This is a genomic window from Mesoplasma melaleucae, from assembly GCF_002804105.1.
Classification (GTDB): Bacteria; Bacillota_I; Bacilli_A; order Mycoplasmatales; family Mycoplasmataceae; genus Mesoplasma; species Mesoplasma melaleucae.
Genome location: NZ_CP024964.1, coordinates 434,257 through 449,841 on the forward strand (window position 1 = coordinate 434,257; position 15,585 = coordinate 449,841).

The 15,585-nt window shown below is 26.2% G+C and carries 18 protein-coding genes, 1 pseudogene and 1 riboswitch; of the genes and pseudogenes, 6 read left to right on the top strand and 13 right to left on the bottom strand.

The window, feature by feature from the left end; genetic code table 4:
- Positions 1 to 53 precede the first annotated feature (53 nt).
- The 10 genes from EMELA_RS02250 to EMELA_RS02295 are packed head-to-tail and all read right to left on the bottom strand — an operon-like array spanning position 54 to position 9,813.
- Complete coding sequence (locus EMELA_RS02250; protein ID WP_028124152.1) at positions 54 to 2,066, bottom strand: lipoprotein; 2,013 nt, start codon at positions 2,064 to 2,066, stop codon at positions 54 to 56.
- Entirely contained in the window at positions 2,054 to 3,343 is a 1,290-nt protein-coding gene (locus EMELA_RS02255) for an SGNH/GDSL hydrolase family protein (RefSeq protein ID WP_028124151.1), read from the bottom strand. The genes EMELA_RS02250 and EMELA_RS02255 overlap by 13 nt, the downstream gene beginning before the upstream one ends.
- Positions 3,344 to 3,345: 2 nt before the next feature.
- On the bottom strand, positions 3,346 to 4,266 hold the full coding sequence (locus tag EMELA_RS02260; RefSeq protein WP_028124150.1) for a hypothetical protein: 921 nt from the start codon (positions 4,264 to 4,266) through the stop codon (positions 3,346 to 3,348).
- A gap of 57 nt (positions 4,267 to 4,323) precedes the next feature.
- Positions 4,324 to 5,436, bottom strand: coding sequence for a Y-family DNA polymerase (locus EMELA_RS02265; protein ID WP_028124149.1), 1,113 nt, complete (start codon positions 5,434 to 5,436; stop codon positions 4,324 to 4,326).
- Positions 5,437 to 5,452: 16 nt separating this feature from the next.
- Positions 5,453 to 6,256 carry a TlyA family RNA methyltransferase gene (locus tag EMELA_RS02270; RefSeq protein WP_028124148.1) on the bottom strand — a complete coding sequence of 268 codons (804 nt, stop codon included), beginning with the start codon at positions 6,254 to 6,256 and terminating at the stop codon, positions 5,453 to 5,455.
- Positions 6,256 to 6,462 (bottom strand): exodeoxyribonuclease VII small subunit, encoded by a 207-nt coding sequence (xseB, locus tag EMELA_RS02275; RefSeq protein WP_028124147.1) that lies wholly within the window; start codon positions 6,460 to 6,462, stop codon positions 6,256 to 6,258. The genes EMELA_RS02270 and xseB overlap by 1 nt, the downstream gene beginning before the upstream one ends.
- Entirely contained in the window at positions 6,452 to 7,666 is a 1,215-nt protein-coding gene (xseA, locus tag EMELA_RS02280) for an exodeoxyribonuclease VII large subunit (RefSeq protein ID WP_028124146.1), read from the bottom strand. The genes xseB and xseA overlap by 11 nt, the downstream gene beginning before the upstream one ends.
- A complete protein-coding gene (locus EMELA_RS02285; RefSeq protein WP_028124145.1) occupies positions 7,666 to 8,070 on the bottom strand; it encodes a transcription antitermination protein NusB in 405 nt (134 codons plus the stop codon). The genes xseA and EMELA_RS02285 overlap by 1 nt, the downstream gene beginning before the upstream one ends.
- 38 nt (positions 8,071 to 8,108) lie before the next feature.
- Complete coding sequence (locus EMELA_RS02290) at positions 8,109 to 8,990, bottom strand: deoxyribonuclease IV (protein WP_028124144.1); 882 nt, start codon at positions 8,988 to 8,990, stop codon at positions 8,109 to 8,111.
- 1 nt (position 8,991) lies between these two features.
- Complete coding sequence (locus EMELA_RS02295) at positions 8,992 to 9,813, bottom strand: riboflavin kinase (protein ID WP_051584597.1); 822 nt, start codon at positions 9,811 to 9,813, stop codon at positions 8,992 to 8,994.
- A 137-nt stretch (positions 9,814 to 9,950) separates the two neighbouring features.
- On the opposite strand from EMELA_RS02295, the gene EMELA_RS02300 reads away from it, so the two are divergent.
- Positions 9,951 to 10,964 (top strand): hypothetical protein, encoded by a 1,014-nt coding sequence (locus EMELA_RS02300; protein WP_028124143.1) that lies wholly within the window; start codon positions 9,951 to 9,953, stop codon positions 10,962 to 10,964.
- 39 nt (positions 10,965 to 11,003) lie between these two features.
- On the opposite strand, the gene EMELA_RS02305 is transcribed toward EMELA_RS02300, so the two are convergent.
- Positions 11,004 to 11,309 carry a hypothetical protein gene (locus EMELA_RS02305; RefSeq protein ID WP_028124142.1) on the bottom strand — a complete coding sequence of 102 codons (306 nt, stop codon included), beginning with the start codon at positions 11,307 to 11,309 and terminating at the stop codon, positions 11,004 to 11,006.
- A 104-nt stretch (positions 11,310 to 11,413) separates the two neighbouring features.
- On the opposite strand from EMELA_RS02305, the gene EMELA_RS02310 reads away from it, so the two are divergent.
- The 5 genes and pseudogenes from EMELA_RS02310 to guaB all read left to right on the top strand — a co-directional run bounded on the left by EMELA_RS02310 (position 11,414) and on the right by guaB (position 14,961).
- Positions 11,414 to 12,181: a glycerol-3-phosphate acyltransferase gene (locus tag EMELA_RS02310; RefSeq protein WP_028124141.1), complete on the top strand. Its 768-nt coding sequence runs from the start codon at positions 11,414 to 11,416 to the stop codon at positions 12,179 to 12,181.
- A 76-nt stretch (positions 12,182 to 12,257) separates the two neighbouring features.
- Positions 12,258 to 12,749, top strand: coding sequence for an isochorismatase family protein (locus EMELA_RS02315; RefSeq protein WP_028124140.1), 492 nt, complete (start codon positions 12,258 to 12,260; stop codon positions 12,747 to 12,749).
- A 127-nt stretch (positions 12,750 to 12,876) separates the two neighbouring features.
- Positions 12,877 to 13,113, top strand: a complete 237-nt coding sequence (locus tag EMELA_RS02320; protein ID WP_051584596.1) for a S1 RNA-binding domain-containing protein — start codon at positions 12,877 to 12,879, stop codon at positions 13,111 to 13,113.
- Positions 13,114 to 13,247: 134 nt separating this feature from the next.
- Positions 13,248 to 13,310: riboswitch (nucleoside riboswitch) on the top strand.
- A 56-nt stretch (positions 13,311 to 13,366) separates the two neighbouring features.
- A complete protein-coding gene (locus EMELA_RS02325; RefSeq protein ID WP_028124139.1) occupies positions 13,367 to 13,618 on the top strand; it encodes a glutamine amidotransferase-related protein in 252 nt (83 codons plus the stop codon).
- A 171-nt stretch (positions 13,619 to 13,789) separates the two neighbouring features.
- Positions 13,790 to 14,961, top strand: a pseudogene (gene guaB / locus EMELA_RS05355) (IMP dehydrogenase).
- Here the strand turns inward: guaB and EMELA_RS02335 are convergent.
- Both EMELA_RS02335 and EMELA_RS02340 read right to left on the bottom strand, forming a co-directional pair.
- On the bottom strand, positions 14,942 to 15,310 hold the full coding sequence (locus EMELA_RS02335; protein WP_028124138.1) for a hypothetical protein: 369 nt from the start codon (positions 15,308 to 15,310) through the stop codon (positions 14,942 to 14,944). The pseudogene guaB and the gene EMELA_RS02335 sit on opposite strands and share 20 nt — an antisense overlap.
- 21 nt (positions 15,311 to 15,331) lie before the next feature.
- Positions 15,332 to 15,583: a YneF family protein gene (locus EMELA_RS02340; RefSeq protein ID WP_034971164.1), complete on the bottom strand. Its 252-nt coding sequence runs from the start codon at positions 15,581 to 15,583 to the stop codon at positions 15,332 to 15,334.
- Positions 15,584 to 15,585 lie beyond the last annotated feature (2 nt).

Sequence of the window (15,585 nt, forward strand, 5' to 3'; positions counted from 1 at the left end):
AAGATAAAAAATAAAGACACTAATCCCTTTAAAGATTGATGTCTTTTTTATTATTAAACTGATTTACTATTAATTGCTGTTATTGAATATTTATTTTTAAGAATATCAATCTTAATTGTTATAACTTCATTATTTATTGTATATTCAAATGTTTTGTCATCAATTTCTTTCACATCTATTATTTGAGCTTTATCAAACTCAGCTTGCATTTTAGCTTTTAATTTTGATTGTTGCTTTTTAAACAATTCAGTTTTTATATTCAACGCTTCAAGTAATCCATTGCTGCCTTTAGTATCAGCAACAATTTTATTTAAATAATCAATAAACGATCCAGGTTTAATATATTCTTCTTGATTATCATCATTTGGTCTTATATATCCTAATTTTGGTAATAATTCTGTAGGATTTTCTTGTGCTACTTTAATTACACCTTGTAATTGATTAACTAAACTTGAAACATTATTAAAGTTAACTTTCAATGGTTCATTTGCATCAGTTTTAACTAATGCAGACAGTTTAGTCATAAAAGTTCTAATTGAATTATCTCCATTTATCGGGAAGTTTAAAATATCAATAGTTCCACCAGATTTTAATTGTTTATCTAATAATGAATTTAATAAATGATTTCAAGCTACATCTCAAGGTTTGCTTAAAACTCCTTCACTTACTAAATTGTTAATCATATCTGCGATTTCTTGGCTAATTGTTCCAATTGCAACAGCAGCCTTTAATGCTGCACTAATTAATGGTGGAATGATTATTTCTCCAGCAAGATCAACAATTTTATTATTTGCACTTAATAATCCTAAACCACCAACAAGCATACTTCCAAGTGGTTGTTCTTTATTTGAAATACCATTTAATAGTGCTTTAAACACACCACTTAAACCTACTTCACTATAATCATGATTGATAAAGTTTGAAATAAATCCATCAATGCTTGGTGGAATTACATCTATTTGTTTATATTTTTCATACCCTCTAAATAAAAATTGTAATAGATTTTGTAATTCTTTACCATTTTTATCATTAACAGCTAGATTTAAATAAACAATTAAATCTTTAATGTTTAATTCATTAGTTATTTCAGAATATTTTTTGACTCTGATTGCTGTTAATTCTTTTCAAGTTAATGTTTTTGCATTTTCTGTGTTTTCACCAATAGCTTCAATTCGTGATGTTGCAAAATTACTTAAATAGATTGCAAAAATACGTACAAAATTGATAACGCCACATAATGATTCTCAATTATCAACAATGTCTAAATTCATATGTGATTGTTTTGAAAGATCTTGCATTGCAAGTGCAACTCCATTTAATGCTGGACCTCTTCATTTAGTTGCTTCTTCAGCTGTTGAATTCTTATATCTTTCTTTACGATTTGAAAATACATTTAAAGCATTAGCAAAATCAATAATTGATGAATTTAACGCTTGCTCAATTGAATAATTTTTATATTTTGAAGGATTCAATGCTTTAGATAACTTTTGAATATTTGCATCTGATAATAAAGCTGCAGCATAGGCTAGCAATCCTTGATCTGAAATATTATTAGGCATTATATTAATTCCTAAATCAGCTAAATATAAAACTAATTCAATAATTTTACCATTACTTAGTAATGACATGATTGTAGGATAGATACCTGAAATACTCATAATAATATTAGGATCTTTTGGTGCAGTTCCTGCACTAATTTCAATTGCAGATTTATCTGCTAATTTACTATTAATAATTTGATCACCAAAGTATAATCTTTGAATGTCACTAAATCGACCATAGTTATTAATTCCATTTTCACCAGATGTTTGAGCTGATGAATCTAATTCTTGAATAAATTTGTTTTTAACCATATTTTCATAAACATAATTAAAGTCATATTTAGTTGTTGAATTATGATTTAAATAATATGCTTTTGAAACTTGTTTAAGCAGAATATTAATATCATCTTGATTATATTTTACATCAGTTTTTTTAATATATGGAATTCCGCCACATGCAATAACAGTTGTTGTAGATGAAGCAGTAATTGTTACTGCAGCTAGTAATGAGATTAATTTTTTCATTTTTTACTCAACTCCTTTGCATAATTTAATAAAATTTCTGAAACCATTTTATGTACTTCTTTTGTAGGGTGCATAATATCATCAAAGAAATAATTATCAATATTTCCATCAACTCCTTCAATATCATTATGAATTGGACTTACAGTTATGTTTAAAGTATTTTGTTTACCATAATCAATATCATTTTTAACTTTATTTAAAAGTAATTTGATATTTTCAATTATATCTAAATTAATATCACCTTGAACTGTTTCTTTTTGATCATTGATTGTAACGTTAAAAGTTAAATTATTAGCAAAACTTTTTCTTAAAACTACTTTTTCACCTCTAGCTTCAACTGATTTAATGAATTGTTGCTCTAAAAAATCTGATTCTGTGTACATGTCATATAGTTGAATAGACTCAAGATAATAAGATTCTACTTCTTTTAAAACATCCATTAATTTATGATAGTATTCTTCACAAACATCAATAATATATTTTGCATGTTTTTTGCCTTCTTCAGTGTCATCTTTAAAGATATTTTGGTATATTGGTGGAAAATCCATTCTTGGTGGGGTCATGAAAATAATATTTTTAATTCCATTATTTAATAAATTAAATAAAGCATTTCTAATTCTTGTCATGCTATCATTCAAGAACTCAACTTGTTTAGCTTCATTTCCATAATATCCAACTAGTGAAAATAAATCATTTCCACCAATTTCAAAAAATACTAAATCATTATTTTTGATTTGATGTTGTGATATTAAAGCTTCAGTTTGTTTATCAATTGTCGCATCGTTTAATAATAACCCTGTAGGTAAATCAAGTTTTGCAGCAGTAGCTCCACCAACTGAATAGTTTTTTCCATAATTTTGTTGTTGATTTTTTAATAATCAATTACTTGGTTTCATTTCTCCAAAACCTAATTCCTCTGAAAGAATTGTTGGAGCTGTTGGACCATTAGTAAATGCACTATAATGAACACCATCTTTTTCAAAGCCATATGTTCCACCAAGTTGAACATTTAGTTTAACGATACTATTTGAAAACTTAGTATCAATTAAATATGTTAGTCCATTTGTATCACTTAAACTATCTCCAACAATGTAGAAATTTGTAAAACCAAATTTCCCTTCCATACTATCATCAATTGCTTTTGATTTATCAATGCTTTTTCCAATTAATAATGGATTTTGATCTGGTGATCCTTCATTTTCTCCACAACTAATAACACTAGCAACAGCAGAAGTTATTAATGCTGTTGCTGCTAATATAGCTAGTAACTTTTTCATAATTATTCTCCTGTGCTTTCTTCATCTTTAAGCTTCTTAGCTTTTTTAATTTGTCATACTCCAAATCCAATTCCAGTTGGTGTAATCACAAATGCTGTCATCATGACAATAAATGTGGCTTGGGCCATTGTTAAACCTCTTGTGAAGTTTGGGTGATATAAATCATCGATTGTTACATAATCAGCAACATCATCAGCTGATAAGTTTTTATTTACAAAAGGATTTTGTAAAGTTTGTATATTAATGGCATATTTGATTGAATCAATTTGTTTGTTTAAGAATCAAACTTTATTGTTAACTAATTTTGTTCCTGCTGATTCCTTAACTTTTATTCCAGTTAAACCAGGTCCAGTACTTACAAGTTTATCTTCGTATTCATCTTGATCTCAAATTGATTGTTGCTTAATGGCATTTTGCTTTAAATCTTTTGAAAACATTTCTTTTACACCATTTTTATGAAAGATTCATTGAGTTCCTGTATGTACATAACCATAAGATTGAAACTCAGTTGCAATTGCTTGATCAAATTCAATCATATCCATGGCAATATCATAAAAATCTATTTGTTGTTTTTGTTCAATCAGTGATTGTCATCTATTGTGGTATCAATCGTTAGTAAATTCAGTATATAAAGGTGTATATTTGTCTTTTTCAGCAGCATTATAAGAATCAATAGTAGATATTGCGTCTGCTAAATAAGAAGTTCTTATAACATTGTCCATAATTGGTTCATAAAGTGGGCTTTTAGGGTCTAAAAGATATTTATCTTTTGGCATTATTATTTTTAATTGTTTTTTAACTGAATTAATAAATTGAATTGATTCAAACCCTACTCCTGGTATTGTTGAAGCAACAGCTGCAACTCCGTATAAAGAAGATAATACAATAATTGTAATACCTTGTTTTTTCAATCCTAATTTCATAAAATTCTCCTTGATTCAATATTTTGTGAATTTCAATATATTAAGTATAATTATACATTAAACAATAATCTTGTCAAAGCTTTGTTGCTTGACAATATTTTTCTTTTCAATCAAATTTGAGATTCCGATTCCAATTAATAAAATAGGTTCTCCTTCGTAAATATCATCTAAAAGTGATTTAACTTTTGAATATATTTTTTCTAAATTATCAGTGTAATCATTAAATGATTCACTATATGTTTTGCGTTTTTTATGTTCTCTTTTTTCAAAATTAATTTCCTGATTATAGAATTTAATTGATAACGCAACTGTTTTTCCAGCTACTTCATTTTTATGCATTCTATTAACCGCTTTTTGCGTTAAATTAAATAAGATTTCTTCAATTTCATCTGTGGTCATATTTTTCTTATCAAAAGTTTTTTCATTTGAAATAGATTTAATGCTTGTATCTCAATATGCAATTTTATTATTATTGATTCCATTTAATTTTTCATACATTTTATATCCAGCTAAACCAAAAGTATCATTAATCACTTTTTGATCTAGTTTAATAAAATCATTAACAGTTTTAACATTTAAGTTTTGCATTTTTTCTAATGATGAACTTCCAACTCCAATTACATCTTCAATTGGTTTATTTCAAATTAAAGTTTTAAAGTTTTCTTTTGTAATCATTGTAAATCCATTTGGCTTTTTAATATCACTACCCATTTTTGCAAATAAGCGAGTAAAACTAGCTCCAATGCTGCATGTTAACCCTGTTTCTTGATAAACTGCTGCTTGAATAGCTAAGCAAAGGTTTTGAACGTTTCCATATCTTTTTCAAATGTTTGTACCATCAATAAAACATTCATCAATTCCTAGTACTTCAACTTTATACGTAAATTGATCTTTAATAAGATTAAAAATTCTTTTACTATAGTCTTCATATAATTCACGATTGACTTCTCTAATTACTAATTCACCATAAGCTAATTCTTTTGCTTTAAAAATTGGTGTTCCAACTTTAATTCCATATTTTCTTGCATCATATGAAGATGCAATAATAATACTTTTGTCATGATTACGTGAAACCACAACAGGTTTATTTCTTAGTGATTTGTCATGTGCTTGCTCGCAACTTGCAAAAAACGCATCCATATCAAGATGCAAGATTACTTTATCATTCATATGAATGCCTCCTTTTTTAAGTTAAATATTTTCAAGCTTGATTAACTACTTTATTTAATTCTTCTTCTTTTCAATCTTTGTATTTATCTGTTTTTATCAAATAAGCTAAATATTCAATGTTTTGCTTTTTGTTTCCAAGAATTGGTGAATAAGTTAATTTATTAATTGTAAAACCATTTGCTTTGGCATAACTAATAAAGTTTTTAAGGACTTTTAAATGTGTTGATTTTAAATTAACCTTTCCGTTTTTAGCTAATTCACTACCTGCTTCAAATTCAGGTTTAATTAACATTACACCATCAACTTCTGATTTAACTAAATTTGTTAGTGCTGGTAAAATCTTATCTAATGAAATAAAACTAACATCACAACAAAAGAAATTAATAGCTTGATCAAAATCAGTTTGCTTGGCATATCTAAAATTATATTGTGACATATCTTTGACTAAAAGATTGTTTTTTAATGCTAAATCTAATTGATGAGTACCAACATCAACAGCATAAACAAAGTTTGCTTGTTTTTCCAAACAAACTTGTGTAAATCCACCTGTTGAAGCTCCAATATCTAAACATACTTTATTAATTAAGTCTATTTTTCAATCTTTAATTGCTTTTTCAAGTTTTAATCCAGCTCTTGAAACAAATGTACTTTGCTTTAATTTGATTTCGATTAAATCTGTTTCATTTACCATAAATCCTGCTTTAATAATTAAAACATCATTTACATAAACTTCTTTTCTATTAACTATGTGTTCTTTTGCTTTACTTCTTGTAGTAACTAATGCTTTTTCTACTAGTACTTCATCTAATCGTTTTTTCATTAATTAAATTCTTTGATTTTGTTATCTTCTAAAACTTTGTTAATAGTACCTTTGTATTCAGTTAGTTTTTCTTTTGCTAATTGAATTCTTTTAATATTTTCTTCAAATATTTTCATTGCTTGTTCCATTGATATTTCATCTGATGATAATTTCAATGTTTCTTCTTTTAATTCTGCGATTAATTGATCGTATGTTTTATTTTTCATATTTTTTAACTCCTTTAATAGTTGTTTCTACTTCTCCATCTTTTAAAACTAATTTCAATTCTTGATTTATAGTTAGTTTATCAATCGAATTAATGATTTGGTTATCTTTACTCATAATTAAACCAAAACCCTTTCTCATTGGCTTCTTAGGGTCCAATAATGCTGTTTTAGCTTCAATATTTTCAATAAATAATTCATTGTATTGAATGATATTGTTGATGTTATTAATAAAATTCTTTTGAATGTAATTTAAATCTAAAGTATTTACTTCTACTTTGTTATTAATTTTTAAAACATTTTGTTTTGATAACTCACTTATCTTAATTTGCTGATTGTTATATACATTTTTGAATAAACGAATTTGATTTTCATAATTATAAGCTAATTCCTTTAATAATTCTTCTGTACTAATTGATGCTAGTTCAGCTGCAGCTGTTGGAGTAGCTGCTCTTAAATCTGCTACATAATCACTTAATGTAATATCTGGTTCATGACCAACAGCACTAATTGTGGGAATTGCTGAATCTATGATTGCTTGTAAAACTTCCATTTCATTGAAAGTTCACAGATCTTCATAGCTTCCTCCACCACGACCAATAATTAATAAATCTAGTTTTGGACTAAATTGATTTGCTTGTTTGATTTTTTTGGCAATATCAAACTTTGCTGTATCACCTTGGACCATGGTTGGAAATAAGTAAATATTAACTGATGGTATTCTTCTTTTTAATGTTGTAATTAAATCTCTAATGGCTGCTCCTGAATCAGTGGTGATTAAACCAATATTTTTAGCAAAACGATTAATTGGTCGTTTTCTTGATTCATCAGTTCAACCTAACGCAGTAATTTCTTTTAAACGTTCTTCAAAAATGATTTGAAGATCACCTTTACCTTCAACACTAACATGAACTGCTTCAAAACTTATTCTTCCAGTTGGAACATAATAAGTTATTCTTCCATAACAAGTAATTTCCATTCCCTCTTTAACATTTAGACTAATTAGTTTATGTGCATTACTTTTTCAAATCATTGCTCCGATTGTACTTTGATTATCTTTTAAAGAAAAATATACATGTCCTGATTTGTTAAAAGTTAGATTACTTACTTCTCCCCTGACATATATATTTTTAAAATAGTTACTACCTTCAATTGCTTCTTTAAAGATCTGATTTATTTCAGCAACTGAAAATACTTTTTTGTCCATTATAGTTTAATAACCTTATCTAAACATGCGTTTACAAATTTATAATCAAAATCAACTTCGTTTTCTTTTACTAAATTAATTAGTTCGTTGATTGTAACTGCTTTTGGAGTAGGAGTAAAGATAATTTCATAAGTACCAATAATTAAAATTGATTGAATATATGTTGGTATTCTTTCTCATTTTCAATTTGCACTTAAATGTTTTTTAACTTCAGTTTTTAAATCTGAAAGTTTTTCAGCGATATTATTAGCTATTAATGTTGTTTCTACATCTAGTTTTTCTTGTGTCTCATCTAAGATATCTTGTTTAATGTAATTAGTATCATTATTCATTAATAAATATCTGTAAAACATTTGCGTTAAATAAGTACGTCTTTTTGTCATACTTAATTTTTGTTTACTCATAATATCACCGTCCTTTGATTTATTAATTATCTCATATTTTACTTAACTTTTTTTGAAAAAGTTTTATTAAATAAGTTTTCAATTTCTTCTTTATACGGCGGTTTATCTTCTACATACGGTGTTTCTAAAACTTTCGGTACATCGATGTATTCTTCATCTCATAACACATTTAAAAGATTATTAAAACCAATATAACCATATCCAATATTTTCATGACGATCTTTATGTGCTAATAAAGGATTTTTTGAATCATTTAAATGAAAACAAATTATTTTGTCTTTTCCAATTGTGTTATTAATTTCTGTTTTAATTGCTGCTCAGTCATTAAAATCATATCCTGCATCATGCATATGACATGTATCTAAACATACTGCTACTTTAGCTGGTTGTTTTACATGATCAAGTACATATTTAAAATCATTTAATGATAATCCAATCTCTGTTCCTTTTCCTGCCATTGTTTCTAATGCAATGATTACATTTTTTTGTGTTGATGCTACTTGATCTAGTCCTTTGACTAATGCATTTAATGCATCAGTATAATCACCTTTTAATCTTGCACCTGGATGTAATACTAAAATTTTAATTTCAATATCTTCACATCTTTGAATTTCTTGTTTTAAAAAATCTACTCCAAAATCTCAAGTTGTTTGATTAACAGGATTTGAAATATTAATAATATATGGAGCATGTACAACTAAGTGATCTTTATTAATGCTATTTTCACTTAATAATTGATTAAATTCTTCAATATGTAATTTCTCTGTTGCTGTACGATTAGCATTTTGTGGTGGTCCTGTATAAATCATTAATGTATTTGCATGATAACTGATAGCTTCTTTAACACTTCCAATTAAATATTCTCCGTGTTTATTTGCTTTGCTCATCCCTACATGGCTACCTAAGATTGGTTTTTTCATATTATGCTCCTTTAAAGTATTTAATAGCTACTGCTTTATCTTGATTTAATAAAGTTTTTAGCTCATCTAAGTTATTTACTTTTTCACTTTCACGAATAAATTCTACAATTTCAACTTCAATACCTCAACCATATATATCTTGATCAAAGTCTAAAATATGACTTTCAAAAACATTAACGCCATTTTTATTTGTTCAATAAGCACTAATACTTGGATATAAATTATCATCATTTGGTAATTTTGTTGTTGTTAAGTACACTGCTTCTTTAAGTACTAATTCATCATTAATAATAATGTTAGCAGTTGGGTAATTGATTGTTCTGCCAATGTGATTTCCATGTTCTACAAATCCTTTAAAACTAAAATTAAAACCATTTAGTTGTTTGTATTCTTTTATTTGCCCGTTTTTTAAAAATTCTTCACTTTTTTTAATATTTTCATTTAGTGTTTGATCATATTTAATAACTTCAACATCATCAATAGCTTTTTTAATATTTTCTAAATCGTCATTATTATTAAAAACATAAACTTTAGTAATATTTAAATCTTGTTTCATTTTGTCATAGTGATATTGATTATTAAATGAGTGTCATAGTACAACTTCACAATCATTTTTAGCTGCTTTTTCTTCAATTCCGTTATTTGGAATGATGTTTTTAAAATTACTTTGTTCTTTTTGAATTAAAATTATTTTCTTATTATCTTTTTTAGCTATTTTTATTAAATTATCTTCATTTAAATCTCACTTATCAAAATTTGCAAACAAGGCAACGTTTTCTGGCAAATTTCATAGCATCATTAGCATTTCATTATAATGTATCATTTTATTTTTCTCTTTTCTTATTTAATTTAAACTAATTTATATTTCTAAAAATCAAATTATTTTTGTATATTTGTATAAATTTGTATTTTTTGCTTACATTTTATATTATAATTAAAAAATAAAAAAAGGAGAAATTTATGGCTGATAAAAAGCAAAAAAAAAGTCAATTAAAAGTTGATAGACCTCTTAAAAAAGAAGTTAAACAAACTAAAGATTTACTTTCTGATTTGAATAGTAAGATTAATAATAATCAAGTATCAGAAAAAGAGAAAAGATTAACTTTAATTGCAACACACAAAAAAATTACCAATCTATTATTAAAAACAACTCCATATTTAATGATTTTATTTATTTTAGACGTAGTTATGTTAACTACAATTACTGTATTATTCTTAGTTTCTGCTTTTGCATTAAAAGATGTAGCACAAGTAGTTACAAGATTTGTTGTTTTAGGTCTAGCAGCATTTATGCTAATTAAATTTACCTACATGAACTGATTTTCAAAGAATTTATACTTTAAAAAAATTGTTGTTTTCAAATATAAATCAAAAGTTGATAAACAAAAATTTAGAGCAGTAAGAGAAATTTCATTTACACCAATTTGATTTTTAATCTTCTTTGTTGCTTCAAACTTATGAATTACAATTATTGTTAACTTTGAATTACAAAATACATTTGCTCAATCAGGTGGAAATGAATTAGTACTTATCTGAGCTGTGTTTAGAACAACAATCGATATGATGTTGCTTCCTTCATTCTTGAACTCATTTAACAAAATTGCTGATAACTCAAAATCAGTTGATGCAAACTATATTAAATTGATTAAAGATCAATATTTCTCAAATAAATCATTATTTGATGATGTTGAATTTGAAGATAATTACTTAAACTTAAAATTTAGTAAAAATAACTTAGTTTCAAAAAATGGATTATTTATTTTAGTAAATAAAGATGAATTAACAAGACCTGATCAAGGTAGAATGATTGAAATTAATAATGAAATCTTAGATCGATATAAAGAAATTTGAGAAAGTTATGTCGACCTTCTTGAAAATAGAATGAAAGCTAAATTTAATAAAGCAACAGTACATAAACTTTTCTGATTAGAAAGAATTTATGACACAATCTTCTTAGATTTATTTGAAATTTAATTTTAGTAAATAATAAAACCTTATGAAAATAAGGTTTTATTATTTGTCTTCAATTATTTTTTCATTATATAGAATTTGAAATTCATTAATTGCAATCTTTTCTTTAATAGGTAAAACTTGGTCCAAATACTTTTTGCTTGATTTTCTACCACTCATTAAAGCATTGTAAATAACTCAACCTAAAATTGGAATAAATCATAATAATCTTAATCAACCAGCTGTTCTGCTATCAATTTTGCTTACTTGTTTGTAGTACTCTTTATTATCAACTTTTAGTTGATCATTTTCCTTTACAAGTTCTTCAACGCTTAAATCTAAATTTCTTCTTAAAATTTGGTCTTTCATAGTTTCTCCTATTATTTTGCTCTATTTTAACTACAATAGATTTTAACATAAAAACTAATATACTATTTGATATAATAAATTTGTTACTGAAAGGATTTGATTAAATGTTTCCATATTTAGGAATTATTATTGCTTCAATCTTTGGTTATTTATTGGGTAGTGTTCTTTGATCAGTCTTTCTCACTAAATGAGTTAAAGGCATAAGTATTTATGAAGTTGGTTCAAAAAACCCAGGAGCAACAAATACAGTTAGAATTTTAGGTAAACGATGAGGATTAGTTGTTGCTTTACTTGATGGGTTCAAAATTTTAATTACTGCAGGAGTAGCTGTTTGTTTATCTTTAATACCAAATGAATTATTTAGCGAAACAAGTTATTTTATTCCTTGTATCTTTGTTTTAATTGGACATTGTTGACCAATTTGATTTAAATTTAGAGGTGGAAAAGCTGTTAGTTGTTTCTTAGGATTATTAGTTGTTGTTAATTACTTGTATTTCTTATTTTTTTTCATTGTTTGATGAATTTTTGCATTTATGTACCGCAAAGTTAGTTTATCTTCAATTATTGGAACAGCAATTATTTTATTATTAATGTGATTACCTTGAACTTATGGAATTTCGCATTTCGCTTATGAATGAAATGGTTGAGATGCTTTTGATTCTGCATGAAATAATCATGTTATCTTTAGTTTTTATAACTACTTCCATACATTCACTCCACATGGTTTTGCAGATGGAATGTTAACTGGTCAAATTGTTATATTAATTGGAATGTTTATTCTTGTTGTTAGACACAAATCTAATATCATTAAATTAAAAAATAAAACAGAAGAAGCAATTTATCCTAAAAAGCCTAAAAATGTGAGAAAGTAAACTCACATTTTTCTTTTATCATTATTAACCATGTTAAAGATCTAAAATATAATTTAAATTAATAGAACAGGTTATTATGAATAAAGCATTAATTATTGTTGATTATCAATTTGATTTTGTTAGTCCAAATGGAAAACTATATGTTCCAACAGCTGAAACTAAAAAAGCTTATATTGAATCATTAATTAAAACATTTAAAGACAATAACGATTTAGTTATTGCAACAAAGTATGTACATCCTATTGATCATTATTCTTTTGCTCAATGAGGTCCACATTGTGTTGTGAATACTAATGGGACTGAATTATACTTTGATGCTTCATTATTTGATAAAGTAATTGAGAAGGGTACAAACAAACATACTGAATGTTATAGTGCCTTTTATGATGAGGCTGGTAATTCAAACAATCTAGATGAGTATTTAAAAGCAAATCATGTAAATGAATTAGTGATTGTTGGGGTAGCATTAAAAGTTTGTGTCAAAGCATCATTTGAACATGCAATTGAATTAGGATATCACACTATAGTTGACATAAAAGAATACGCTGGTTTTCAAGATAAAAGATAAAAATTACAAATTTTGAAATTAATTGATATAATAAAGATAGTATTTGAACAAATTGAATCTTAAAATTTTAACAATATCGTTCATAATTTTATCTATTTGATCAGTATTATAGAAAGTAGACGACAGAATGAACAAAGTTATCTCAGTTAAAATTTCTGATATTGCTCCTTTTGGTGCATTTGCCATTTTTGAATTGGACGGTAAACAATACAAAGGTTTAATCCATATTAGTGAAATTGCTAACACTTTTGTAAACAATATTAACGAATTTGTTAAAGTTGGTCAAGATGTTGAAGTTCTAATCTTAGAATTAAACGACGAAAAAGCTCAAGCAAAATTATCAATTAAAAAAGTTAACGCTTAATTAATAATTAAACTAAATAAAAGAGAGAATTCTTTATTCTCTCTTTTTCTTTTATAAATTTTAAAAACATTAAGTTAGTTTGATTTTTTACTGATTATTAATATAAAATAAATTAAACAAATTAAATATAAAAAACTTATACATGAAAACATAATGGGTTGTCGACCTGCCTTTGGACCTATCATCAGACTATAAGCGTAAGGTTTTTTAAAATTAAAAAAGCCTCTTTTTTTATTCAAAAAAAGAACAAAAAATGAAAAATACACAAATCTTAATTTTAGATTTTGGAAGTCAATATACACAATTACTAGCTAGAAGAGTTAGAGAAGCTAATTTTTATACAAAAGTATTACCTTTTGATACAAGTATTGAAAAAATTAAAGAATATCCATTATTAAAAGGAATTTTTCTTTCTGGTGGACTTTCAAGTGTTTATTTACAAAATACATATAAAATACAACCAGAAATCTTAAAATTAGATATTGCGATTTTAGGTTTTTGCTAGGGAATCAATTAATTAATCAATATTTTGATGGAGCAGTTGAATTAGCTGATGAACAAGAATTTGGTAAAGCATTATTAATAAAGTAGATCATGTTAACCCTGTAGTTTATGATGTTACATGAAAACCTCCTGGAACAATAAAATGAGAGTAATAAAATGAATAAAGATTTAAATGGAAAAAATTATTAGTAAAGCGATCACTTTTTATGATGTATTGCTTGTCCTAAATTATTCTGAGGTATTACCTCATTAAGTTTGTCTAAAAACTAAATTAACTAAAAATATTGAATTAAATGTGCCAATCATTTTAGCTGCAATGGATACAGTAACTGAATCTGAATTAGCTATTGCAATTGCAAGTATTGGTGGAATTGGAATTTTACATAAAAACTTAACTATTGAACAACAAGCTGATGAAATTAAAGCAGTTAAAGCAATTAAATCAAGTGATGAATATCAAAATGCTTGTGTTGATACAAATGCTTTTTTAAGAGTTAGTGGAGCTGTTAGTGTTAATGATGAAACTATTAGTCGTGTTGATGCTTTAATTAAAGCCGGAATTGATGTTTTAGTAGTTGATTCAGCACATGGTCATAGTAAAGGTATTATTGACGTTGTTAAAGCGATTAGAGCTAAATATCCTACTTTAGATATCATTGCTGGAAATATTTGTACTGCTGAAAAATCTGAAGCATTATATAATGCTGGAGCCAACTGTGTTAAAGTTGGAATCGGTCCTGAAAGTATTTGTACTACAAGAGTTGTTGCTGGAGTTGGAGTTCCTCAAATTTCTGCAATTAATGAAGTTTATAACTGACAATTGATAAAGATGTAACTTTAATTGCTGATGGTGGAATTAAATATTCAGGTGATAATGTTAAAGCACTTGCCGCTGGAGCACATAGCGTAATGCTTGGAAGTATGTTAGCTGGAACTGATGAAGCACCAGGTCAAGAAGTTATTATTAATAACAAACGTTATAAAACTTATGTTGGAATGGGATCATTAGCTGCGATGAAATGTGAAAGTAGTGATCGTTACTTCCAAAAAGGAGCTAAAAAGTTAGTACCAGAAGGAATTGAAGCTGTTGTTCCTTCTAAAGGAACACTTGAAGAAGTTATTTTCCAATTAGTTGGTGGTTTAAGAAGTGAAATGGGTTATACTGATTTTGCTACAATTGATCATTTAAGAGCAAATGGAAGATTTGTTTATATTACAGGAGCTAGTTTAAAAGAATCGCATTCACATGATGTAGAAATCTCTGCTGAGCACCTAATTAGAAATAAAAAAATAAACTCATTTTTATGAAAGTGTATTTTTTTTATTATGTTTTATGTTTTTTAAATCTTTTGATTAATTTGAATCTTTGTTTTGTAAAAACGTGATTTTGTGGACAACATGTTGAACAAACAACATTTCCGCAATAATAAAACATTGATAAAAAGTTTAAAAATGTGTCTAAACAATTAATACATGTTTTAAAAGTTACATCAAAACTTTCATCGCTTAATTCTTCAGCTAGTTTTTCGTCCAATCTTCTAAATGTTGCATTATAGATTTTATGATTATACTCAACATTACCTTTTTTAAATATTTGTTCTTTAATAATAAGAATATCCTTTTTAAATAAAATTATTAGCTCAAATATGTAATTGATAATAAATATTATATATAAAATATTAAAGAACACCATTATGGTGTTCTTTAATAATAATTATTTTTTAGCTTGTTGCATTGCACGCATTGTTTTTTTAATATCTGATTCACTTGGTTTTCTTCCCATGCTCATGTACATTGCACGAATTTGTTTTTCTGTTACAGGTGGATTATCTTTTAATTGTTTTTTAACCATTGCTCTAGTGATAAAGAAACCAATAATAGCTCCTAAAATCATTGCTCCAATGATAACTCCAATTAGCATTCCTGCTAATCCTCCTGCTGAAAAAGTTGTTGATAATAATGTCATAT